This is a genomic window from Actinoplanes sp. OR16, assembly GCF_004001265.1.
Taxonomy (GTDB): Bacteria; Actinomycetota; Actinomycetes; order Mycobacteriales; family Micromonosporaceae; genus Actinoplanes.
In genome coordinates, this window is record NZ_AP019371.1 from 3,785,636 (window position 1) to 3,802,749 (window position 17,114).

Annotated in this window: 19 protein-coding genes; 11 read left to right on the forward strand and 8 right to left on the reverse strand. The window is 69.9% G+C overall.

Going from position 1 to position 17,114, the window contains the following annotated elements; all coding sequences use genetic code 11:
- The first annotated feature begins 1,193 nt into the window (after positions 1-1,193).
- From EP757_RS17570 to EP757_RS17580, 3 genes are read left to right on the forward strand one after another with little or no spacing between them, the layout of a single operon-like run.
- Entirely contained in the window at positions 1,194-2,045 is an 852-nt protein-coding gene (locus EP757_RS17570; protein ID WP_127554292.1) for an ABC-2 family transporter protein, read from the forward strand.
- A gap of 37 nt (positions 2,046-2,082) precedes the next feature.
- On the forward strand, positions 2,083-2,832 hold the full coding sequence (locus EP757_RS17575; protein ID WP_232050554.1) for an ABC transporter permease: 750 nt from the start codon (positions 2,083-2,085) through the stop codon (positions 2,830-2,832).
- Positions 2,829-3,788, forward strand: coding sequence for an ATP-binding cassette domain-containing protein (locus EP757_RS17580; RefSeq protein ID WP_127547407.1), 960 nt, complete (start codon positions 2,829-2,831; stop codon positions 3,786-3,788). Before EP757_RS17575 ends, EP757_RS17580 begins: the two co-directional genes overlap by 4 nt.
- On the opposite strand, the gene EP757_RS17585 is transcribed toward EP757_RS17580, so the two are convergent.
- A complete protein-coding gene (locus EP757_RS17585) occupies positions 3,772-4,326 on the reverse strand; it encodes a helix-turn-helix domain-containing protein (protein WP_127547409.1) in 555 nt (184 codons plus the stop codon). The genes EP757_RS17580 and EP757_RS17585 overlap by 17 nt on opposite strands.
- 64 nt (positions 4,327-4,390) lie before the next feature.
- Between EP757_RS17585 and EP757_RS17590 the strand changes: the two genes are divergently transcribed.
- Together EP757_RS17590 and EP757_RS17595 are read left to right on the forward strand one after the other, a co-directional pair.
- Positions 4,391-5,089: an AzlC family ABC transporter permease gene (locus EP757_RS17590; protein ID WP_127547410.1), complete on the forward strand. Its 699-nt coding sequence runs from the start codon at positions 4,391-4,393 to the stop codon at positions 5,087-5,089.
- Positions 5,083-5,391, forward strand: a complete 309-nt coding sequence (locus EP757_RS17595) for an AzlD domain-containing protein (protein WP_127547412.1) — start codon at positions 5,083-5,085, stop codon at positions 5,389-5,391. The genes EP757_RS17590 and EP757_RS17595 overlap by 7 nt, the downstream gene beginning before the upstream one ends.
- Positions 5,392-6,045: 654 nt before the next feature.
- Here the strand turns inward: EP757_RS17595 and EP757_RS17600 are convergent.
- The 3 genes from EP757_RS17600 to nadA form a co-directional block, all read right to left on the reverse strand.
- Entirely contained in the window at positions 6,046-6,663 is a 618-nt protein-coding gene (locus EP757_RS17600; protein WP_127547414.1) for a DUF3043 domain-containing protein, read from the reverse strand.
- Positions 6,664-6,730: 67 nt separating this feature from the next.
- Complete coding sequence (gene murA, locus EP757_RS17605; protein ID WP_127547416.1) at positions 6,731-8,086, reverse strand: UDP-N-acetylglucosamine 1-carboxyvinyltransferase; 1,356 nt, start codon at positions 8,084-8,086, stop codon at positions 6,731-6,733.
- Between the two features lie 206 nt (positions 8,087-8,292).
- On the reverse strand, positions 8,293-9,471 hold the full coding sequence (gene nadA / locus EP757_RS17610) for a quinolinate synthase NadA (protein ID WP_127547418.1): 1,179 nt from the start codon (positions 9,469-9,471) through the stop codon (positions 8,293-8,295).
- A gap of 61 nt (positions 9,472-9,532) precedes the next feature.
- Here nadA and EP757_RS17615 point away from each other — a divergent pair, with 61 nt between their 5' ends.
- From EP757_RS17615 to EP757_RS17630, 4 genes are all read left to right on the forward strand, one after another.
- The gene (locus EP757_RS17615; RefSeq protein WP_127547420.1) at positions 9,533-10,639 is read left to right on the forward strand and encodes a glycerate kinase; all 1,107 of its coding nucleotides are present in this window, start codon (positions 9,533-9,535) and stop codon (positions 10,637-10,639) included.
- Positions 10,640-10,727: 88 nt separating this feature from the next.
- Positions 10,728-11,096, forward strand: coding sequence for an iron-sulfur cluster insertion protein ErpA (gene erpA / locus EP757_RS17620; protein WP_014441527.1), 369 nt, complete (start codon positions 10,728-10,730; stop codon positions 11,094-11,096).
- A gap of 113 nt (positions 11,097-11,209) precedes the next feature.
- Positions 11,210-12,187: a carbohydrate kinase family protein gene (locus EP757_RS17625; protein ID WP_127547422.1), complete on the forward strand. Its 978-nt coding sequence runs from the start codon at positions 11,210-11,212 to the stop codon at positions 12,185-12,187.
- A gap of 12 nt (positions 12,188-12,199) precedes the next feature.
- Positions 12,200-12,700 (forward strand): ATP-binding protein, encoded by a 501-nt coding sequence (locus EP757_RS17630; RefSeq protein WP_127547423.1) that lies wholly within the window; start codon positions 12,200-12,202, stop codon positions 12,698-12,700.
- Here the strand turns inward: EP757_RS17630 and EP757_RS17635 are convergent.
- Positions 12,693-12,902, reverse strand: coding sequence for a sulfurtransferase TusA family protein (locus tag EP757_RS17635; protein ID WP_127554294.1), 210 nt, complete (start codon positions 12,900-12,902; stop codon positions 12,693-12,695). The genes EP757_RS17630 and EP757_RS17635 overlap by 8 nt on opposite strands.
- Positions 12,899-14,038: a cysteine desulfurase family protein gene (locus EP757_RS17640; protein WP_174262410.1), complete on the reverse strand. Its 1,140-nt coding sequence runs from the start codon at positions 14,036-14,038 to the stop codon at positions 12,899-12,901. Before EP757_RS17640 ends, EP757_RS17635 begins: the two co-directional genes overlap by 4 nt.
- A 166-nt stretch (positions 14,039-14,204) precedes the next feature.
- Here EP757_RS17640 and coxB point away from each other — a divergent pair, with 166 nt between their 5' ends.
- Both coxB and EP757_RS17650 read left to right on the forward strand, forming a co-directional pair.
- Positions 14,205-15,140: a cytochrome c oxidase subunit II gene (coxB, locus tag EP757_RS17645; RefSeq protein ID WP_127547425.1), complete on the forward strand. Its 936-nt coding sequence runs from the start codon at positions 14,205-14,207 to the stop codon at positions 15,138-15,140.
- An 8-nt stretch (positions 15,141-15,148) separates the two neighbouring features.
- Positions 15,149-15,616, forward strand: coding sequence for a cytochrome c oxidase subunit 4 (locus EP757_RS17650; RefSeq protein ID WP_127547427.1), 468 nt, complete (start codon positions 15,149-15,151; stop codon positions 15,614-15,616).
- A gap of 49 nt (positions 15,617-15,665) precedes the next feature.
- Here the strand turns inward: EP757_RS17650 and EP757_RS17655 are convergent, their stop codons facing one another.
- Both EP757_RS17655 and trpD read right to left on the reverse strand, forming a co-directional pair.
- Positions 15,666-15,866 (reverse strand): hypothetical protein, encoded by a 201-nt coding sequence (locus tag EP757_RS17655; RefSeq protein WP_127547429.1) that lies wholly within the window; start codon positions 15,864-15,866, stop codon positions 15,666-15,668.
- Positions 15,867-16,029: 163 nt separating this feature from the next.
- Positions 16,030-17,088: an anthranilate phosphoribosyltransferase gene (gene trpD, locus EP757_RS17660; protein WP_127547431.1), complete on the reverse strand. Its 1,059-nt coding sequence runs from the start codon at positions 17,086-17,088 to the stop codon at positions 16,030-16,032.
- Positions 17,089-17,114 lie beyond the last annotated feature (26 nt).

Below are 17,114 nucleotides of genomic sequence, written 5' to 3' on the forward strand. Positions count from 1 at the left end.
TGGCCCTCGGCCCCACTGTCCGGGCGCGTCGGAAGAGGGCTGCTGCTGGGCGCGGCCGGCTGGGGGACGGCCGGGGCCGCTCGGTGACACGGGGGCGGAGGGCATGCCTTGCGGGTTGCCGGGCATTACCGGTACGCCGCCTCGGGGGCCGCTGGTCGGGCGCGCGGAGCCGTATTGGCCCGGGCCGTTGGCCGGCTGCCCAGGAGCGCTGTGTCCGGGAACGGAGCCGGGTGGTTGGTGACCTGGAGCGGGCGTGGAGAAAGGGCCCTGGTGGCCGGGTGCCGGGGTGGAGGAGCCGGGAGTCTGGTGGCCGGGTGCAGGCGTGGAGGGGCCAGGAGTCTGGTAGCCGGGTGCCGGGGCGGGGGCGGCTCCGGGGGACTGCTGGCCGTAGACGGGGACGCCTCGGGGGTTTTCGGACTGGCGGGGGCGGTCGTCCAGGCCGTTGGTCATGCGGATGGGGCGGTTCCATGAGGGTTCGTCGCGCGGGGGGCGCGGGTCCTCGTAGCCCTGGGGGTTGTCGGGCCATGACGGGGCTGGTACCGGGGCTGCGCCTACCGTGGCTCGGCCTCGGCCTCGGCCGTCGGCGCCTGGGCTTACCGGGGCTGAGCTGATCGGGGCGGCGCTCACCGGAGCGGAACTCACCGGGGCGCCGCTCATGGGAACGCCGCTCATAGGAACGCCGCTCATGGGAGCAGGGATGCCGCTCATGGGAGCGGAACCGGGAACAGGAGCAGAGCCGGGAACAGGAGCAGAACCGGGAGCGCCACCACGGGACGCCTCATAGACCGGCGTATGCACAGCCCTCCGCCGCCCGGGATCCCCCGGATAACGCTGCCCAGGAACCGGCTCCCACTCCCAGGTGATCTCGTAGACCCACGCCGGCTCGTCGTCCCAGCTGTCCGGGCCCGGGCGGGAGCTCCAACCATTCATCGAAGACCCAAGAGAGAGCCGGGAGAAGACGCGAGCGAGCCCGGAGAAGACGAGAGAGAGCCGGGCGAGGACGAGAGAGCACCGGGAGAGGACGAAAGAGCACCCAAGAGGGGGCCCACCAAGCAGCCCGGCAGTTGGCAACTCTCCGTCACGGCGTACTCCACCTTGTCCAAAAATCGTGCCGTGGCTCGCCGGGGACCGGGTTAGAGTCGCCCGGCTCCACCGCGGGGGGTTTTCGAGAGGAGATTAACGGCGTGAGCCGGATCGACGCCAGGGTGCTGACGATCTCTCGAATAGGTCCGTTCCGCAGCTCGGCCACTACTTTCGGTGTGCTTGTCGGGTCGGGTTTCCGGAGGTGGTCCACCTACCGGCAAGCCACCATAGCCGGATCGTTCACGAACATCGTCTTCGGCTTCCTCCGCTGCTACGTGCTGCTGGCTGTGGCGGCGGGTGTCGGCGGCGGCCAACCGGGCGGTTATGACGCGGAGCAGCTCGCCACGTATGTCTGGGTAGGCCAGGGACTACTCGCCGTGATCGGAATCTGGGGTTGGACGGAGTTGGCGGAGCGGATCCGCACCGGTGACATCGCTGCCGACCTGTTACGTCCGGTCTCGCCGGTCACCAGCTATCTCGCCGCGGATCTGGGCCGTGGGCTGCACGGGATGCTGACCCGGTTCGCCCCGCCGCTGGTGGTCGGCGCGATCTTCTTCCCCTTGCATGTGCCGGCTCGCTGGCAGACGATCCCGCTCTTCCTGCTCTCGGTGATCCTCGCCGTGGTGATCTGCTTCGCCTGCCGCTATGTCGTCAACGCGACCGCCTATTGGCTGCAGGACGCCCGTGGCCCGATCATCCTGTGGACGCTGGGTTCGGGCGTTCTGGGCGGTCTGTACTTCCCGTTGCGGCTGCTGCCGGAGTGGTTGACGGTGACGCTCTGGCTGGGTACGCCGATGCCGAGCCTGCTGCAGGCCCCGCTCGATGTGATCGCCGAGCGTGATCCGCCGGCGATGCAGGCGGGCCTGGTGGCGATCCAGGTGTTCTGGGCGATCACCATGCTGGCCACCGCGAGGCTCGTGCAGCGCAGGGCCGAACGCAAGCTGGTGGTTCAGGGTGGCTAACCCTTACGCAGCACTCTTCACGGCTCAGCTCAGGTCGGTGACGACATATCGGGCATCGTTCGTGGTCGAGCTCGTCGGCAACATGGGCGCCACCGTCTTCGATGTGATCACGATCGTGGTGCTGTTCGGGACGGCGCCGCGGATCGGCGATTTCACGCTGCAGGAGGCGCTGCTGACGGTGGGGCTGAGTTCGGCCGGGTTCGCGCTCGCCGACATGCTGATCGGCAACGTCGATCGGCTGAAGGTGTACGTGCGTACCGGGACGCTCGACGCCGTGCTGGTCCGGCCGCTGCCCGCACTGCCGCAGCTGCTGCTCATGGATCTGCCGTTGCGGAAGGCGCTGCGCGTGGTGTTCGGGTTCACCGTGCTCGGCGGCGCGATCGCGGTGAACGACATCGACTGGACGCCGGCCCGGGTGGCGCTGGTCGTGATCACTCCGCTGGCGGCTGCGGCGTTCTTCGGGTCGATCTTCGTGATCAGCGCCACGCTCGCCTTCTGGTGGGTCGATTCGGGGGAGGTCGGCGCGGCGTTCACCTATGGAGGGCGGGACTTCACCTCGTACCCCATCACGGTTTATGGCCCTTTGTTCCGCGGGATCTTCGCCTATGCGCTGGGCTTCGCGTTCGTCGCCTATCAGCCGGCGCTGGCGCTCCTCGGCCGGACCGATCCGCTGGGTCTGCCTGCCTGGGCCGGCTATCTGTCGCCGCTGGTCGCGCTCGCCGCCGCCGTGATCGCCGCCGTCGTCTGGCGCGCCGGCATCCGTCATTACAGGAGCACCGGCTCATGATCAAGATGCAGGACCTTCACAAGACCTTCTCGGTACGGGTGAAAGCCGGCCGTTTTCGCCGGCAGAAACGCACGGTCTCGGCCGTCGACGGTGTGAGTCTCACGATCGATCGCGGCGAGATGGTGGGTTACATCGGCCCCAACGGCGCGGGCAAGTCGACCACCCTGAAGATGCTGACCGGCGTGCTGATGCCGTCCTCGGGAACGGTGGAGGTCTGCGGGCTCACCCCGGTGCCGCAGCGGACCCGGCTGGCCCTGCGGATCGGCGTCGTCTTCGGCCAGCGTTCCCAGCTGTGGTGGGACCTGCCGCTACGCGAGTCGTTCGCGCTGCTCCGGCACGTCTACCGGGTCCCGGCCGCCGATCACGCGGCCCGCCTGAAGCAGTGCCGTTCCCTGCTCGACCTGGACGAGTTCATGGACACCCCGGTACGCCAGCTCTCCCTCGGGCAGCGGATGCGCGGCGAGTTGACGGCCGCCCTGCTGCACGGCCCCGAGGTGCTGTTCCTCGACGAGCCGACGATCGGCCTGGACGTCGTCTCGAAGCAGGCGGTCCGGCAGTTCCTGGGTTCGCTCGGCGCGTCCGGCGACGTGACCCTGGTGCTGACCACGCACGACCTCGCCGACATCGAGCGCCTCTGCGAGCGGCTCGTCGTGATCGACCACGGCCGGGTGGTGCACGACGGGTCGATCGAGGCCCTGCATGCGCGCTACGGCTCCCGGCGCAGCCTCGTCGCTGATCTGGAACGGCCACTTCCCGACGGCTTCACCCTGCCCGGCGCGATCCTCACGTCGACCGAGGCGGGCGGCCACCGGGTGACGTTCGCCCTGGAGTCGTCGGGCGCCGGCGCCGCCGTGGCGGGTCTCGTGGCAGCGGTCGGCGTCCGCGACCTGTCAGTGCTGGAACCGGACATCGAGGACGTGGTGGCGCGGCTCTACACCGCTAGCGATGTTCCATGATCAGTACGGCCCAGGCCGGTTCGAGGGCCTCGTACCGATGGGGGACGTCCCCCGGAAAAGTCACGTAATCCCCGGGGCCGAGCTCGACCGGCTCGTCCACCGGCCCGGTGCGGATGCGTCCCTGGGAGACCACGATGTGCTCGACGCTGCCCGGGATGTGCGCCTCGGCCTCGCGGGGCTCGCCCGGTTCGAGCTCCATCAGGTAGATGTCGCGGCGGGTGTGCGGCGTACCGGTCGCGAGCAGCGTCGCCACGAACTCGGCGTGGTCGGAGCGCAGACGGGGCCCGTCGCCGGCGCGGATGACGCGGACCGGTGAGGTCGGCGGCTCGACCAGCCTGCTGAACGGCACGTCGAGGGCCACCCCGAGCGCCCACAGCGTCTCGATGCTCGGGTTGCCGGTTCCGGCTTCGAGCTGGGAGAGGGTCGATTTCGCCAGGCCGGCCCGGCGTGCCAGTTCGGTCAGGGAGATCCCGGCTCGGTCCCTCTCCCGGCGCAGGGCGGCCGCGATGACGACCAGCGGCGGTGCCGGCTGCTGCATGTTCGCTCCATCGGACGAGTTGTTCGGTTTGACGAACGCTTCGGGCTAGTTCATCGTAGCGAACATGAGTTCGCTGAAACGAACGCTGCGCGATGTGGGCGCGCTGGGCGCGGCGATGGTCGCGGTGGGCGCTTCGTTCGGCGCCATCTCGATCGCGTACGGCCTGCCGCCCTGGGCGCCGATCCTCATGTCGACGGTGGTGTTCGCCGGGGGATCGCAGTTCCTGGCCGCCGGCCTGATCGCCGCCGGCAACCCGATCGCCGCCGTCCTGGCCGGCCTGCTGCTGAACGCCCGCCACCTGCCGTTCGGCCTGGCGATCGCGGACACCATCGGCGGCCGGTGGCGTGACCGGCTGATCGGCAGCCACATCATGACCGACGAGGCCACCGCCTTCGCCCTGGCTTCCACGGATCCGGTGGAGAGGCGCCGCGTCTACTGGCTGGTCGGCACGACCCTCTTCGTCACCTGGAACATCGGAACCGTCCTCGGCGTCCTGCTCGGCGGCGCCACCGGCGACCCGGACGCCCTCGGCCTGGACGCTGCCTTCCCGGCGGCCCTGATCGCCCTGATCCTGCCGTCCCTGCGCGACCGGTCGACACGTCTCGTGGCGCTCACCGGCGCGGTGATCGCGGTCGCCCTGACCCCGCTGCTCCCGGCCGGCCTGCCGGTCCTCTGCGCCCTGCTGGGTCTGCTGGTCCTCTTCTTCCCGTCCCGCTTCCGGAAAGCCCCCGAGCCGGCCGCCGCCGAGGAGTCCCGATGCTGATAGCCACGATCCTCATCCTGGGAGCGGGCACCTACGCGATCCGCCTGAGCGGTGTCCTGCTCCGCGAACGCCTCGAACTCTCCGACTCCCTGCAACGCCTGCTGCCGATGGCCGCCGCCGCCCTGCTGGCCGCCCTGGCAGCCACGGCAGCCCTGATGGCCGGCAGCGAGTTCGCCGGCCCGGCCCGCCCGGCCGGAGTCCTGGTAGGAGCACTGCTGGCCTGGCGAAAGGCCCCGTTCGTGGCAGTGGTGCTGGCCGCCGCGGCCTCGACGGCCCTGTTACGCCTGGCCGGAGTCCCCTGACCACGGAGCGGGCCTTCAGCGCTGGGCGGTGAGCGCACGCAGCAGGGTTCCGCGGGGCGGTGAGCGCACGCAGCAGGCTTTTTCGCGGGGCGGTGAGCTCACGCCAAAGTTCGGTTTGCGTGAGTTGGGCGCCGTCGTGGGGGCGGTGAGCTCACGCAGCGTTCGGTTTGCGTGAGCTGGGCGCCGTCGTGGGGGCGGTGGGCGCACGCGAACGTGCGTTGTGTGCGCTGGTGGCCCGGGTCGGGGCGAGAGGGGTGGTCGGTGCACGCAGTGTTCGGTTTGCGTGAGCTGGGCGCCGTGCTGGGGGCGGTGGGCGCACGCGGACGTGTGTTGTGTGCGCTGGTGGCCCGGGTCGGGGCGAGAGGGGTGGTGGGCGCACGCAGTGTTTGGTTTGCGTGAGCTGGGCGCCGTGCTGGGGGCGGTGGGCGCACGCGGACGTGTGTTGTGTGCGCTGGTGGCCCGGGTCGGGGCGAGAGGGGTGGTGGGCGCACGCAGTGTTCGGTTTGCGTGAGCTGGGCGCCGTCCTGGGGGCGGTGGGCGCACGCGGACGTGTGTTGTGTGCGCTGGCGGCCCGGGCTCGGCGTCGGGTGTGTGCGCTGGTCGCCCTCTTAGGGGACGGTCAGCGCACACGAACCACGGACGAAACGGCCTGCGTCAGATCTTGTCGCCGTATTCGACCTTGGACTTCGGGATGCGCATGCGGCGGAAGGTCAGGCCGCGCATGATGCCGTACAGATAAAGGGACCCCATCCGCTGCGTGCTCTGCGGGAAGCGCTCCTTGACCAGCTTCTTGATCTTCCGGGCGATCAGGATGCTGTCGACCAGGACGGCCAGCGCGAGCAGGGCCCAGACCAGGGTGCTGAAGTTCTGCACCGTGCGGTTCGGGACCGAGGAGCCGATCAGGACGACGACGGCGCCGGCGATGAACCAGGAGCCGACGGTGCGCCGGGAGTCGACGATGTCACGGACCAGGGAACGCTCCGGGCCGCGGTCACGGGCCAGCAGGTAGCGCTCGTCACCGTTGCGCATGCCCTCGTTGGCTTCGGCACGCTCGGTCCGCTGCCGCTCACGGAGCTGCTTGTAGGCCTCCTTGCGGTTCTCCGGGGCCTTGTCCTGCACGCGACGGCCGACGGCGGCCCGCTTCGGCGTGACCACACCCAGCTCTTTCTTGCTGGGCGTGTAGCCCTTGGGGCGGTTGTCGGCATCGGTCGTCACCGCCTCCACCTCGGTGGGGGCGGCTTCCTCTGGCTTACGGCGAAACAGCGGGGACACGTCAGCAGCGTAGCCAAACGGCGCGGTGTACAGCACACCGCGCCGTTGATCGTGACAAAGATGCAGCTCAGGGACGCTCGACGTGAGCGCCGAGAGCGGCCAGCTTGGCTTCGAAGTCCTCGTAGCCGCGCTTGATGAGGTCGACGCCGTAGACCCGCGAGGTGCCTTCGGCGGCCAGGGCCGCGATGAGGTGCGCGAAACCGGCCCGCAGGTCGGGGATGCGCAGGTCGGCGGCGTGCAGCTTGGAGGGGCCGGCGATGACCGCGGAGTGCATGAAGTTGCGGCGGCCGAAGCGGCACGGGGTTCCGCCGAGGCAGTCCCGGTAGACCTGGATGGTCGCGCCCATCTGGTTGAGCGCGTCGGTGTAGCCGAGCCGCTGCTCGTACACCGTCTCGTGCATGATCGAGATGCCGCGGGCCTGGGTGAGCGCGACGACGAGCGGCTGCTGCCAGTCGGTCATGAAGCCGGGGTGCACGTCCGTCTCCAGCGCGACGGCCTTGAGCTCGCCGCCCGGGTGCCAGAACTTGATGCCGCCCTCGGCGCCGGTGACGCCGGGCCGGGCGATCCGGTCGTCGGTGATCTTCAGCTCGCCACCGATGGACCGGTAGACGTTCAGGAACGTCATCATGTCGGCCTGGCGGGCGCCGACGACCTCGATCTCGCCGCGGGTGGCGAGCGCGGCGGCGGCCCAGCTCGCGGCCTCGATCCGGTCCGGGATCGGCTTGTGCTCGTACCCGTAGAGGCGAGGCACGCCGTGGATCTCGATGACCCGGTCGGTGTGCACCTTGATGATGGCGCCCATCTTCTGCAGGATGCAGATGAGATCGATGATCTCCGGTTCGATGGCCGCGTTGCGCAGCTCGGTGACGCCCTCGGCGCGGACCGCGGTGAGCAGCACCTGCTCGGTGGCGCCGACGCTCGGGTAGGGCAGTTCCAGCTTGGCGCCGTGCAGACCGTTCGGGGCGCTCAGGTGCATGCCCTCGGGGGTCTTGTCGACGATCGCGCCGAACTCGCGCAGCGACTTGATGTGGAAGTCGATCGGCCGCGGGCCGATGTGGCAGCCACCCAGGTCCGGGATGAACGCGTGACCGAGCCGGTGCAGCAGCGGGCCGCAGAACAGGATCGGGATACGGCTGGACCCGGCGTGCACGTTGATCTCGTCGGTGCTGGCGCTCTCCACGTTGGTGGGGTCCATCACCAGCTCGCCGTCCTCGGCGCCGTCGGTGACCTTCACGCCGTGCAGTTCGAGGAGGCCGCGCACGACCTCGACGTCCCGGATGCCCGGCACGTCGTAGAGGTGGCTCGGCGACTCGCCCAGCAGGGCGGCGACCATCGCCTTGGAAACGAGATTCTTGGCGCCACGGACCCGGATCTGACCTTGCAGCGGCGTACCGCCGTGCACGATCAGGACATCGTCGGTCAACGTAACCTCCAGCCGGCGGGCGGTGGGTCGCCCAGTGAACGAGGGGCAGAGCGTGGGCGGGGGTACCCGATTCTGCAACCGGGGAAGCATAGCGCTGAGTGACAACCGCGCCAGTCGTAGAGGCGCGCGAAACGCCGCTAAATGCTGTTCGCTAAGGCAGCGTTAAAGAATCCACCGGACGGGTGGATTCATTTGACTACTCAGCGTTACGGCAGGGCGAGCATCTGGTCGAGGGCCACCCGGGCCTCGTGCGCGGTCTTCTCGTCGACCGTGATCACGTTCGGCACGCGGCCGGCGACGAGCTCCTCGAGCGTCCAGACGAGGTGCGGCAGGTCGATGCGGTTCATCGTGGAGCAGTAGCAGACCGCCCGGTCGAGGAACATGATCTGCTTGTCCGGATGGGCGAGAGCGAGCCTTCGTACGAGGTTCAGCTCCGTGCCCACGGCCCACGCCGAACCAGCGGGCGCCGCTTCCAGAGCCTTGATGATGTATTCCGTCGAGCCGACGTGATCGGCGGCCCGGACCACCTCGTGCCGGCACTCCGGGTGGACCAGCACGTTCACGCCGGGGACCCGCTCGCGCACCTCACGGACGCTGTCCAGGGTGAACCGGCCGTGCACCGAGCAGTGCCCGCGCCACAGGATCATCCGGGCGTTCCGCAGCTGCTCGTCGGTCAGGCCGCCCTTCGGCTTGTGCGGGTCGTAGAGCACGCAGTCGTCGAGGTCGAAGCCCATCTCCAGCACCGCGGTGTTGCGGCCGAGGTGCTGGTCGGGCAGGAAGAAGACCTTGGAACCCTGCTCGAACGACCAGTCGAGGGCCCGCTTGGCGTTCGACGAGGTGCAGACGACGCCGGAGTTGCGGCCGACGAAGCCCTTGATGTCGGCCGACGAGTTCATGTACGTCACCGGCACGATCTGGTCGGTGATGCCCAGGTCCTCGAAGTGCTCCCAGGCCGTCTCCACCTGCCCGAGCACCGCCATGTCGGCCATCGAGCAACCGGCCGCCAGGTCCGGCAGGATCACCTTCTGATCGGGCTTCGTGAGGATGTCGGCGCTCTCGGCCATGAAGTGCACGCCGCAGAAGACGATGAACTCGGCGTCCGGGCGGGCCGCGGCCTGCTGGGCGAGCTTGAACGAGTCACCGGTGACGTCGGCGAACTGGATCACCTCGTCACGCTGGTAATGGTGGCCGAGAACGAACACCCGGGACCCGAGCGCCTCCTTCGCCGCCGTGGCCCGGGCCACCAGGCCGGGGTCGCTGGGCGCGGGCAGATCGCCGGGGCAGTCGACGCCGCGCTCGCTGGCCGGGTCGGTGCCCTTGCCGAGCAGCAGCAGTGCCAGAGGGGTGTTCTGAGGTTCGGTCCAGGTCGACGTCACGTCCATCATCGTTACACAGGCCCCCGTACAGAGGCTGCGCCCGGACGGGGTGTGCTGCCACACTCGCGGTGTGCGCGTACTGATCTGTCCGGACAAGTTCGCCGGCACCCTTTCCGCCCCCGCTGTCGCCGATGCCGTCGCCGAGGGGTGGTCCGTCCCCGATGACGTGCTTGTCCGCCGCCCGCTCGCGGACGGCGGCCCCGGATTCGTCGAGGTCCTCGCCACGGCGCTGGGCGGCAGGCGCATCCCGGTGTCGACCGTCGACCCGCTCGGCCGGCCGGCACCGGGCGAGATCCTGGTCGCCGGAGGCACCGCTTACGTGGAGAGCGCCCAGGCCTGCGGCCTGCACCTGCTGGCGACGAGTGAGCGTGACCCGAAGGCGACCATCTCCTACGGCCTCGGCATCCTGCTCACCGCTGCGGTGGAGAGCGGCGCCACCGAGGTCGTGGTGGGTCTCGGCGGCTCGGCGGTGAACGACGCGGGCGCCGGCATGCTGGCCGCCCTCGGCGCGGCGCCGGTCGACGTCGCCGGAAACGTCCTGCCCTACGGCGGCGGCCCGCTGATCACCGCGGCGGGACTGGCCGGCGAGCCCCGGCTGCGGCAGGTGAGCCTGGTGGCCGCGACCGACGTCGACAACCCGCTGACCGGCCTGCACGGCGCCAGCAACGTCTTCGGCCCGCAGAAGGGCGCCTCCCGGGAGGACGTGCTGCGCCTGGACGCGGCCCTGGAGCACTTCGCCGGCGTGCTGGAGAAGGCGTTCGGGCGAACAGGCCTGGCGGCCGAGCCGGGCGGTGGCGCGGCCGGCGGCCTGGGCGCCGCGCTGATCGCTCTCGGTGGCCGGGTGACCTCGGGTATCAACCTGGTCACGAATCTGATCGGCCTGGACGCCGAGCTCGACGCCGCCGATCTGGTGATCACCGGAGAGGGGTCGTTCGACCACCAGTCGCTGCGCGGCAAGGTGGTCGCCGGGATCGCCGCCGGAGCGCGGGACCGCGGCCTGCCGTGCGTGGTGCTGGCCGGGCGCAACGAGACCGGGCACCGGGAGGCCGCCGCGGCCGGGGTGACCGAGACGCACACGCTCGTGGAGCATTTCGGTTCCGTGGAACAGGCGCTCGCCGAACCGGCGCGCGGCCTGCGGGAACTCTCCGCCGAACTCGCCCAGCAGTGGAGCCGGTGATCTAACACGTCCCGGATTGGGAATCCGGCGGATTGGGGTTAGCGTTGGCCTGTACGGCACATGACCGCACCTGGCAGGGAGATACCTAGTGACCACTGAAGCGCACACCGAGTCGACCGAGGCGACCGCCCCGACCGGCGTCACCCTCACCGACGTCGCCGCGGTGAAGGTCAAGGCCCTGATCGAGCAGGAAGGGCGCGACGACCTGCGCCTGCGCATCGCCGTACAGCCCGGTGGCTGCTCCGGCCTGCGCTACCAGCTCTTCTTCGACGAGCGTTCGCTCGACGGCGACGTCGTGAACGACTTCGGCGGCGTCGAGGTCGTCGTGGACCGCATGTCCGCGCCGTACCTCGCGGGCGCGACCATCGACTTCGCGGACCGCATCGACGCGCAGGGCTTCACGATCGACAACCCGAACGCGCAGAACTCCTGCGCCTGCGGCGACTCGTTCCACTGATCCGAAAAAGCTAGACGAACAGGCCGTCCCGTTAACGGGACGGCCTGTTGCCGTTCAGGGGCCGGTAGTCTCAGGGCGTAACAGCCCCCTTGTTCCCAACCCCGAGGGCCGAAATGAAGATCGCCGTCACCGGCTCGATCGCCACCGACCACCTGATGCACTTCCCCGGCAAGTTCGCCGACCAGCTGATCGCGGATCAGCTGCACAAGGTCTCCCTCTCCTTCCTCGTCGACGACCTGGTGGTGCGTCGCGGCGGTGTCGCGCCGAACATCGCGTTCGGGATGGCCAAGCTGGGCCTGCGGCCGATCCTGGTGGGCGCGGTCGGCGCCGACTTCGCCGACTACCGGTCGTGGCTCGAGCGGCACGGCGTCGACTGCGACTCGGTGCACGTGAGCGACGTGGCGCACACCGCCCGGTTCGTCTGCACCACCGACGACGACCTGAACCAGATCGCCTCGTTCTACGCGGGCGCGATGGCCGAGGCCCGCAACATCGAGCTGGCCCCGGTGAACGAACGGGCCGGCGGCCTCGACCTGGTGCTGATCGGCGCCAACGACCCGGCCGCGATGATCCGCCACTCTGAGGAGTGCCGGGCCCGGGGCTACGCGTTCGTGGCCGACCCGTCGCAGCAGCTCGCCCGGATGGACGGCTCCGACGTGCTGAGCCTGATCCGCGGCGCCGAGTTCCTGATGACCAACGAGTACGAGCGCTCGCTCCTGGAGACCAAGGCCGGTCTCACCTCCGAGCAGGTCCTCGACGAGGTCAAGATCCGGGTCACCACGCTCGGCAAGGACGGCGTGGAGATCACCGGCCGGGGGATCGAGCGGATCCACGTGCCGGTCGTCCCGGGCGTGATCGGCGAGGACCCGACCGGTGTCGGCGACGGCTTCCGGGCCGGTTTCTTCGCGGGCGTGCATTGGGGGCTGAGCCTGGAGCGGTCCGCGCAGATCGGCTCGCTGGTGGCGGCGCTGGTGCTGGAGACGGTCGGCACCCAGGAGTACGACATCAAGCCCGCCGAGTTCACCAAGCGCTTCGCTGCGGCGTACGGCGACGACGCCGCCGCTGAAATCGCCCAGTTCCTGAACAACTAGGAAAAACCCACCATGGTTCTCGCGGTCTTCGCCGGCCTGCCCGGCGTCGGCAAGAGCACCCTCGCCGCGCAGGTCGCCACCGAGCTGCCGGCGGCGGTGCTCGCCGTCGACACCGTCGACTTCACGCTCCAGCGCTACGACGTGCAGGAGCACCGGCCCGGCTACGCCGCCTACGGCGTGGTGGCCGCGCTCGCCGAGGAGCAACTCAAGATCGGCCACAGCGTGATCATCGACGCGGTCAACCCGGTCAAGTCGGCCCGCCAGCTCTGGGTCGACCTGGCCGAGCGGATGGACGTGCCGCTGCGCGTGGTCGAGGTGATCTGCGGCGACGACGCGGAGCACCGCCGCCGGGTCGAGGCCCGCTATGCGGCCCGCGACCACGAGGGCGTGCCCGACTGGGTGCGGGTGCTGGAGCGCCAGGCGGAGTACGAGCCGTACCTGGGCCCGCGCCTGGTCGTCGACACCTACCTCGCGAAGGACCCGGTCAGCCCGGTCGTCGGCTACCTCAGGTGATCCTTCGTACGTCGAACTGATGGCCGTGGCCGGCGACGAACTCCTGCCCCTTCATGCGGCACCAGGCGGGGATGTCGTTGGCCGCGGCCGGATCGTCGGCGAGCACCCGGACGATCTCGCCGACGGCGACGCCGGGGATCGCCTTCGCCAACTTGATCACGGGTAGCGGGCAGCGCTGGCCGAGGCAGTCGAGGGTGATCAGAACCCGGCCTCCTTCCGGATGCCGGCGACCAGGCCGGGCAGCACCGCGAGGAACCGCTCGACCTCCGCTGACGTGGTGTCCCGGTGCAGCGACACCCGGACGTTGCCGTGGCTGAGAACGCCCATCGCCTCCAGCACGTGGCTGGGCCGCAGCGTCGAGGACGTGCACGAGGAGCCGGACGAGACCGCGAAGCCGTGCCGGTCCAGGGCGTGCAGCAGCGCCTCGCCGTCCACGTAGAGGCAGCTGAACGTGACCAGGTGGGGCAACCGCTGGACCGGGTCCCCGACGATCTCCACGTCCGGAACGGTCGCGGCCACCGTCTGACGGATGTGGTCCACCAGTGCGGTCAGGCGTACCCCCTCGGCTCGGGCCTCGGCCGAGACGGCCCGCAGGCTCGCCGCGGCCGCGACCACCGCCGGGAGATCGAGCGCCCCTTGTGGCCTCGGGCGATAAAGATCATCTTGCGGATGCGGTGAGATCCACCGCACACCCTTGCGGACCACCAGGACTCCCACGCCGGGCGGACCACCCCACTTGTGGGCGCTCGCGCTGAGAAGATCCCACCCGCGGGGTACGGGTGACCGCCCCACCGTCTGCGCCGCATCCACGAACAACGGCACGCCCGCCTCGGAACAGAGGCCGGCGGCCTCCTCGACCGGCTGCACGGTACCCACCTCGTGACTGGCACTGATCAGGCTCGCGAGAGCCACGCCGGGCGCCGACACGGCGGCCTGCCAAGCATCGAGGTCGAGCCGGCCGAGACGGTCCACCCCCACCTCGACGGCATCCGGGGCCGCGAGGATCACCGAGGAGTGCTCGATCGCCGAACGGACCAGGGTGGACCCTGCCCGGCGACGGCCCTTCAGACCACCGAGGACGGCCGCCTGGGCCGCGGAAGTGCCGGAATGCCAGAAGGACAGCTCGTCCACCCGTACGCTCAAGATCTCCGCGACCACCGCGGAGGCCGCCTCGAGCAGTTGCTGGGCCCGCCGCCCGGCCGCGTAGAGCCGCGCGGGGTCGGCCCATCCGTCCGCAAGGGCAGCCAGCATGGCCTCGCGCGCGATCGGATGCAGCGGCGCCGCGCTCGCGGCGTCCAGGTAGACCGGCTGCCCGGCCGGATCGCCTGTGTAATCCACACAGGGAACGGTATCGTCCGGTTGTCCGGGAGTTTGCTTTCCGGTCGGCGTCGGCCCCCCGGTGGCGGGCGGCCCGGCCTTGGTCGAGTAGTGTGCGACCGTCGGTGAGCCTTGCCGCCAAGTGTCCGGTTTCGGCAGGCGGCAACTGCTAAGGAGGCAGAAGCAGGTGGGCGCAAGGAGTTCGGCCACACGGCCGCGGGCAGTAGGCCGAGCGGCCGGGCTGGGTCTCGGCGGTGCGACGCTGCTGACGCTGCTCTCGGGTTGCTCGCTGCAGGACTGGGGAGACGCGTTCGGCCACTTCGGATGGCCGAGTGACGGCATCAGCCTGCAGGCGCACGAGATGTACGACCTCTGGATCGCGTCGGTGCTCGCGGCTCTCGCCGTCGGCATCGGTGTGTGGGGCCTGATCTTCTGGTGTGTGATCCGGTACCGCAAGCGCGGCGACGAGCTGCCCGTGCAGACCCGGTTCAACATGCCGATGGAGATCCTCTACACGGTCACGCCGGTCCTGATCGTCGCGGTGCTCTTCTACTACACCGCCATCGTGCAGACCAGCGTGGACAAGCTGTCGAAGAACCCCGATCAGGTCGTCGAGATCGTGGCGTTCAAGTGGAACTGGCAGTTCAACTACCGCGACGGCATGGGCGTCGAGGCGAAGACCGTCGCGTCGACGATCGGCTCGTCGGACGTCATCCCGATCCTGGTCCTGCCGGTCGGCGAGACGATCCGCTTCGAGGAGACCAGCAAGGACGTCATCCACTCGTTCTGGGTGCCGGAGATGCTGTTCAAGCGGGACGTGTTCCCGGGCAGCGTGCGCAACGTCTTCGAGGTGACCCTCGACAAGGAGGGACGCTACGTCGGCCGCTGCGCCGAGCTCTGCGGGACGTACCACGCCTTCATGAACTTCGAGCTGGTCACCGTCTCCCCGGAGAAGTTCGACCAGTTCATCGAGTCGAAGAAGAGCGGCGCCTCGACCCAGCAGGCGATGGCCGCGATCGGCTTCACCGGCGCGGAGTCGTACGCGACCACCACGTCGCCGTTCAACACCCGGCGCCAGACGCACAGCTGGAACCAGTCCGATTCCGTCGCGGCAGGGAAGTAGGGGCTGACGTGCGTACCGAATACAAGATCTTCGCCGGCGTCGCCGTCTTCCTCTTCGGAGCGGCCGCGGTGTACGGGTTCTACACGCACGCGACCGCCACCGACGGCGCGGTCAGCAGCGGCTCGGCGTACAACGGCGGTGTCGAGTGGGTCGGCGTCGTCGCGCTGATCCTGTCCGGGCTGCTCTGTCTGATGTGCGCGGGCTTCTTCTGGTTCGTCGCCCGGCGCATCGACCTGCGTCCGGAGGACCGGGAGGACGGCGAGATCGCCGAGGGCGCCGGCGAGGTCGGCTTCTTCAGCCCGGGCAGCTACTGGCCGTTCGGCATCGCGCTCTCCGCCGCGATCGCCGGCCTCGGCCTGGTGTTCTGGATGTGGTGGCTGCTCGCCTTCGGCCTGGTCTGCGTGATCTTCACGGCCTGCGGCATGCTGTTCGAGTACTACTCGGGCACGCGGCACCCGGAGTCGTCGCACCACTGAGCCTGATATGAGAAGGCCCGCTCCCCGTCGAGGGAAGCGGGCCTTTTCGCTATGCCGCTCTGCGTTGCTCGGGAGCGATCTTGTGGCTCTTCGAGGACCACAGGTGGACGACGATCGGGGCGACCACCTCGGCCGCGCCGCAGCGGGTGCAGACCAGTTCGGGGCAGTCGTCGTGGCCGTCCTCGCAGGGCGGCACCTCGAAGAGCATGTCGCCGTCGCAGATGACGCAGCGGAGTTCACGTTCGCGCACGGGTGTCTCCTTCGCCTTGCCGTCGCCGTGGCGGTGTATTACCCGAATGTCATTCAGACGATGTCATGCAATCCGAACATTTCTGGTTGTTACACCTCGGCGTGTTGCAGATTTTCTTCAGCTTTATCCGGCCTGTAGTGCCGCTTGCCGCGGATCTCGGGCTTTATTCGGCGGCCTTGGCCGCCTGGGCCGCGGTCACCCAGCGGTCCAGCTGCGCCGTCACGGCCCCGGAGTCGATCGTCTCCTGGGCTCGGGCGATCCCGGCCCGCAGCGTGTCCCTGAAGTCGCCGGGGAAGCCACTCTGCGCCGCGAGGGCAGCCGCCGCGTTCAGCACGACGGCGTCCCGGACCGCGCCCGGCTCGCCGGCGAACGTCCGCCGCGCCACGTCGGCGTTGAACGCCGCGTCGCCACCGCGCAGGGCGTCCGGCGCGCTGCGCGGCAGACCCAGCTCGGTCGCGTCGACGAGCAGCTCCTCCACCTTGCCGTCCTTCGCCACCCAGACCCGGGTCGGCGCCGCCGTGGTGAACTCGTCAAGCCCGTCCTCGCCGCGCATCACCAGCGCCGAGTCGCCGCGGAGGGCGAAGACCTCGGCCATCACCGGGGCCATCCGCGGGTCGAAGCAGCCGACCGCAGCGGCCGTCGGGCGGGCCGGGTTGGTCAGCGGGCCGAGCACGTTGAAGAAGGTCGGGACGCCCAGCTCACGGCGGGTCACCGCGGCGTGCCGCATGCCGGGGTGGTAGCGGGCGGCGAAGCAGAAGCCGATGCCGGCCTCGGACACGGTCCGGGCCACTCCGGCGGGACCGAGATCGAGGGGGAGGCCGAAGTGCTCCAGCAGGTCGGCCGTACCGGTGGTGGAGGAAGCGGACCGGTTGCCGTGCTTCACGACGGTCACCCCGGCCGCGGCCGTCACGATCGCCGCCATCGTGGAGATGTTCACGGTGTTGGCCCGGTCACCGCCGGTGCCGACCACGTCGACAGCGCTGGTGCGGACCTTCTCCGGGAGCTCCACCAGCGTGGCGTTCGACAGCATGGCCTCCACCAGGCCGGCCAGCTCGGCGGGCGTCTCACCCTTGGCGCGCAGCGCGATCGCGAAACCGGCGACCTGCACCGGCGTCGTGTTGCCCGCCATGATCTCGCCCATGGCCCAGGCGGTGTCCGCGGTGGCGAGTTCCTCGCCACGGAGCAGAGCACTCGTCAGGTTGGGCCAGGTACGTGCGGCCATGGCGGGCCCTTTCTATCGTTCGACGG

What these genes read in the sequence shown, in the direction of transcription:
- EP757_RS17580 (WP_127547407.1), top strand. Translation starts at nt 2,829, where the DNA reads ATGATCAAGATGCAGGACCTTCACAAGACCTTCTCGGTACGGGTGAAA.
- EP757_RS17585 (WP_127547409.1), bottom strand. Translation starts at nt 4,326, where the DNA reads ATGCAGCAGCCGGCACCGCCGCTGGTCGTCATCGCGGCCGCCCTGCGC.
- EP757_RS17590 (WP_127547410.1), top strand. Translation starts at nt 4,391, where the DNA reads ATGAGTTCGCTGAAACGAACGCTGCGCGATGTGGGCGCGCTGGGCGCG.
- EP757_RS17595 (WP_127547412.1), top strand. Translation starts at nt 5,083, where the DNA reads ATGCTGATAGCCACGATCCTCATCCTGGGAGCGGGCACCTACGCGATC.
- nadA (WP_127547418.1), bottom strand. Translation starts at nt 9,471, where the DNA reads ATGATGGACGTGACGTCGACCTGGACCGAACCTCAGAACACCCCTCTG.
- EP757_RS17625 (WP_127547422.1), top strand. Translation starts at nt 11,210, where the DNA reads ATGAAGATCGCCGTCACCGGCTCGATCGCCACCGACCACCTGATGCAC.
- EP757_RS17630 (WP_127547423.1), top strand. Translation starts at nt 12,200, where the DNA reads ATGGTTCTCGCGGTCTTCGCCGGCCTGCCCGGCGTCGGCAAGAGCACC.
- trpD (WP_127547431.1), bottom strand. Translation starts at nt 17,088, where the DNA reads ATGGCCGCACGTACCTGGCCCAACCTGACGAGTGCTCTGCTCCGTGGC.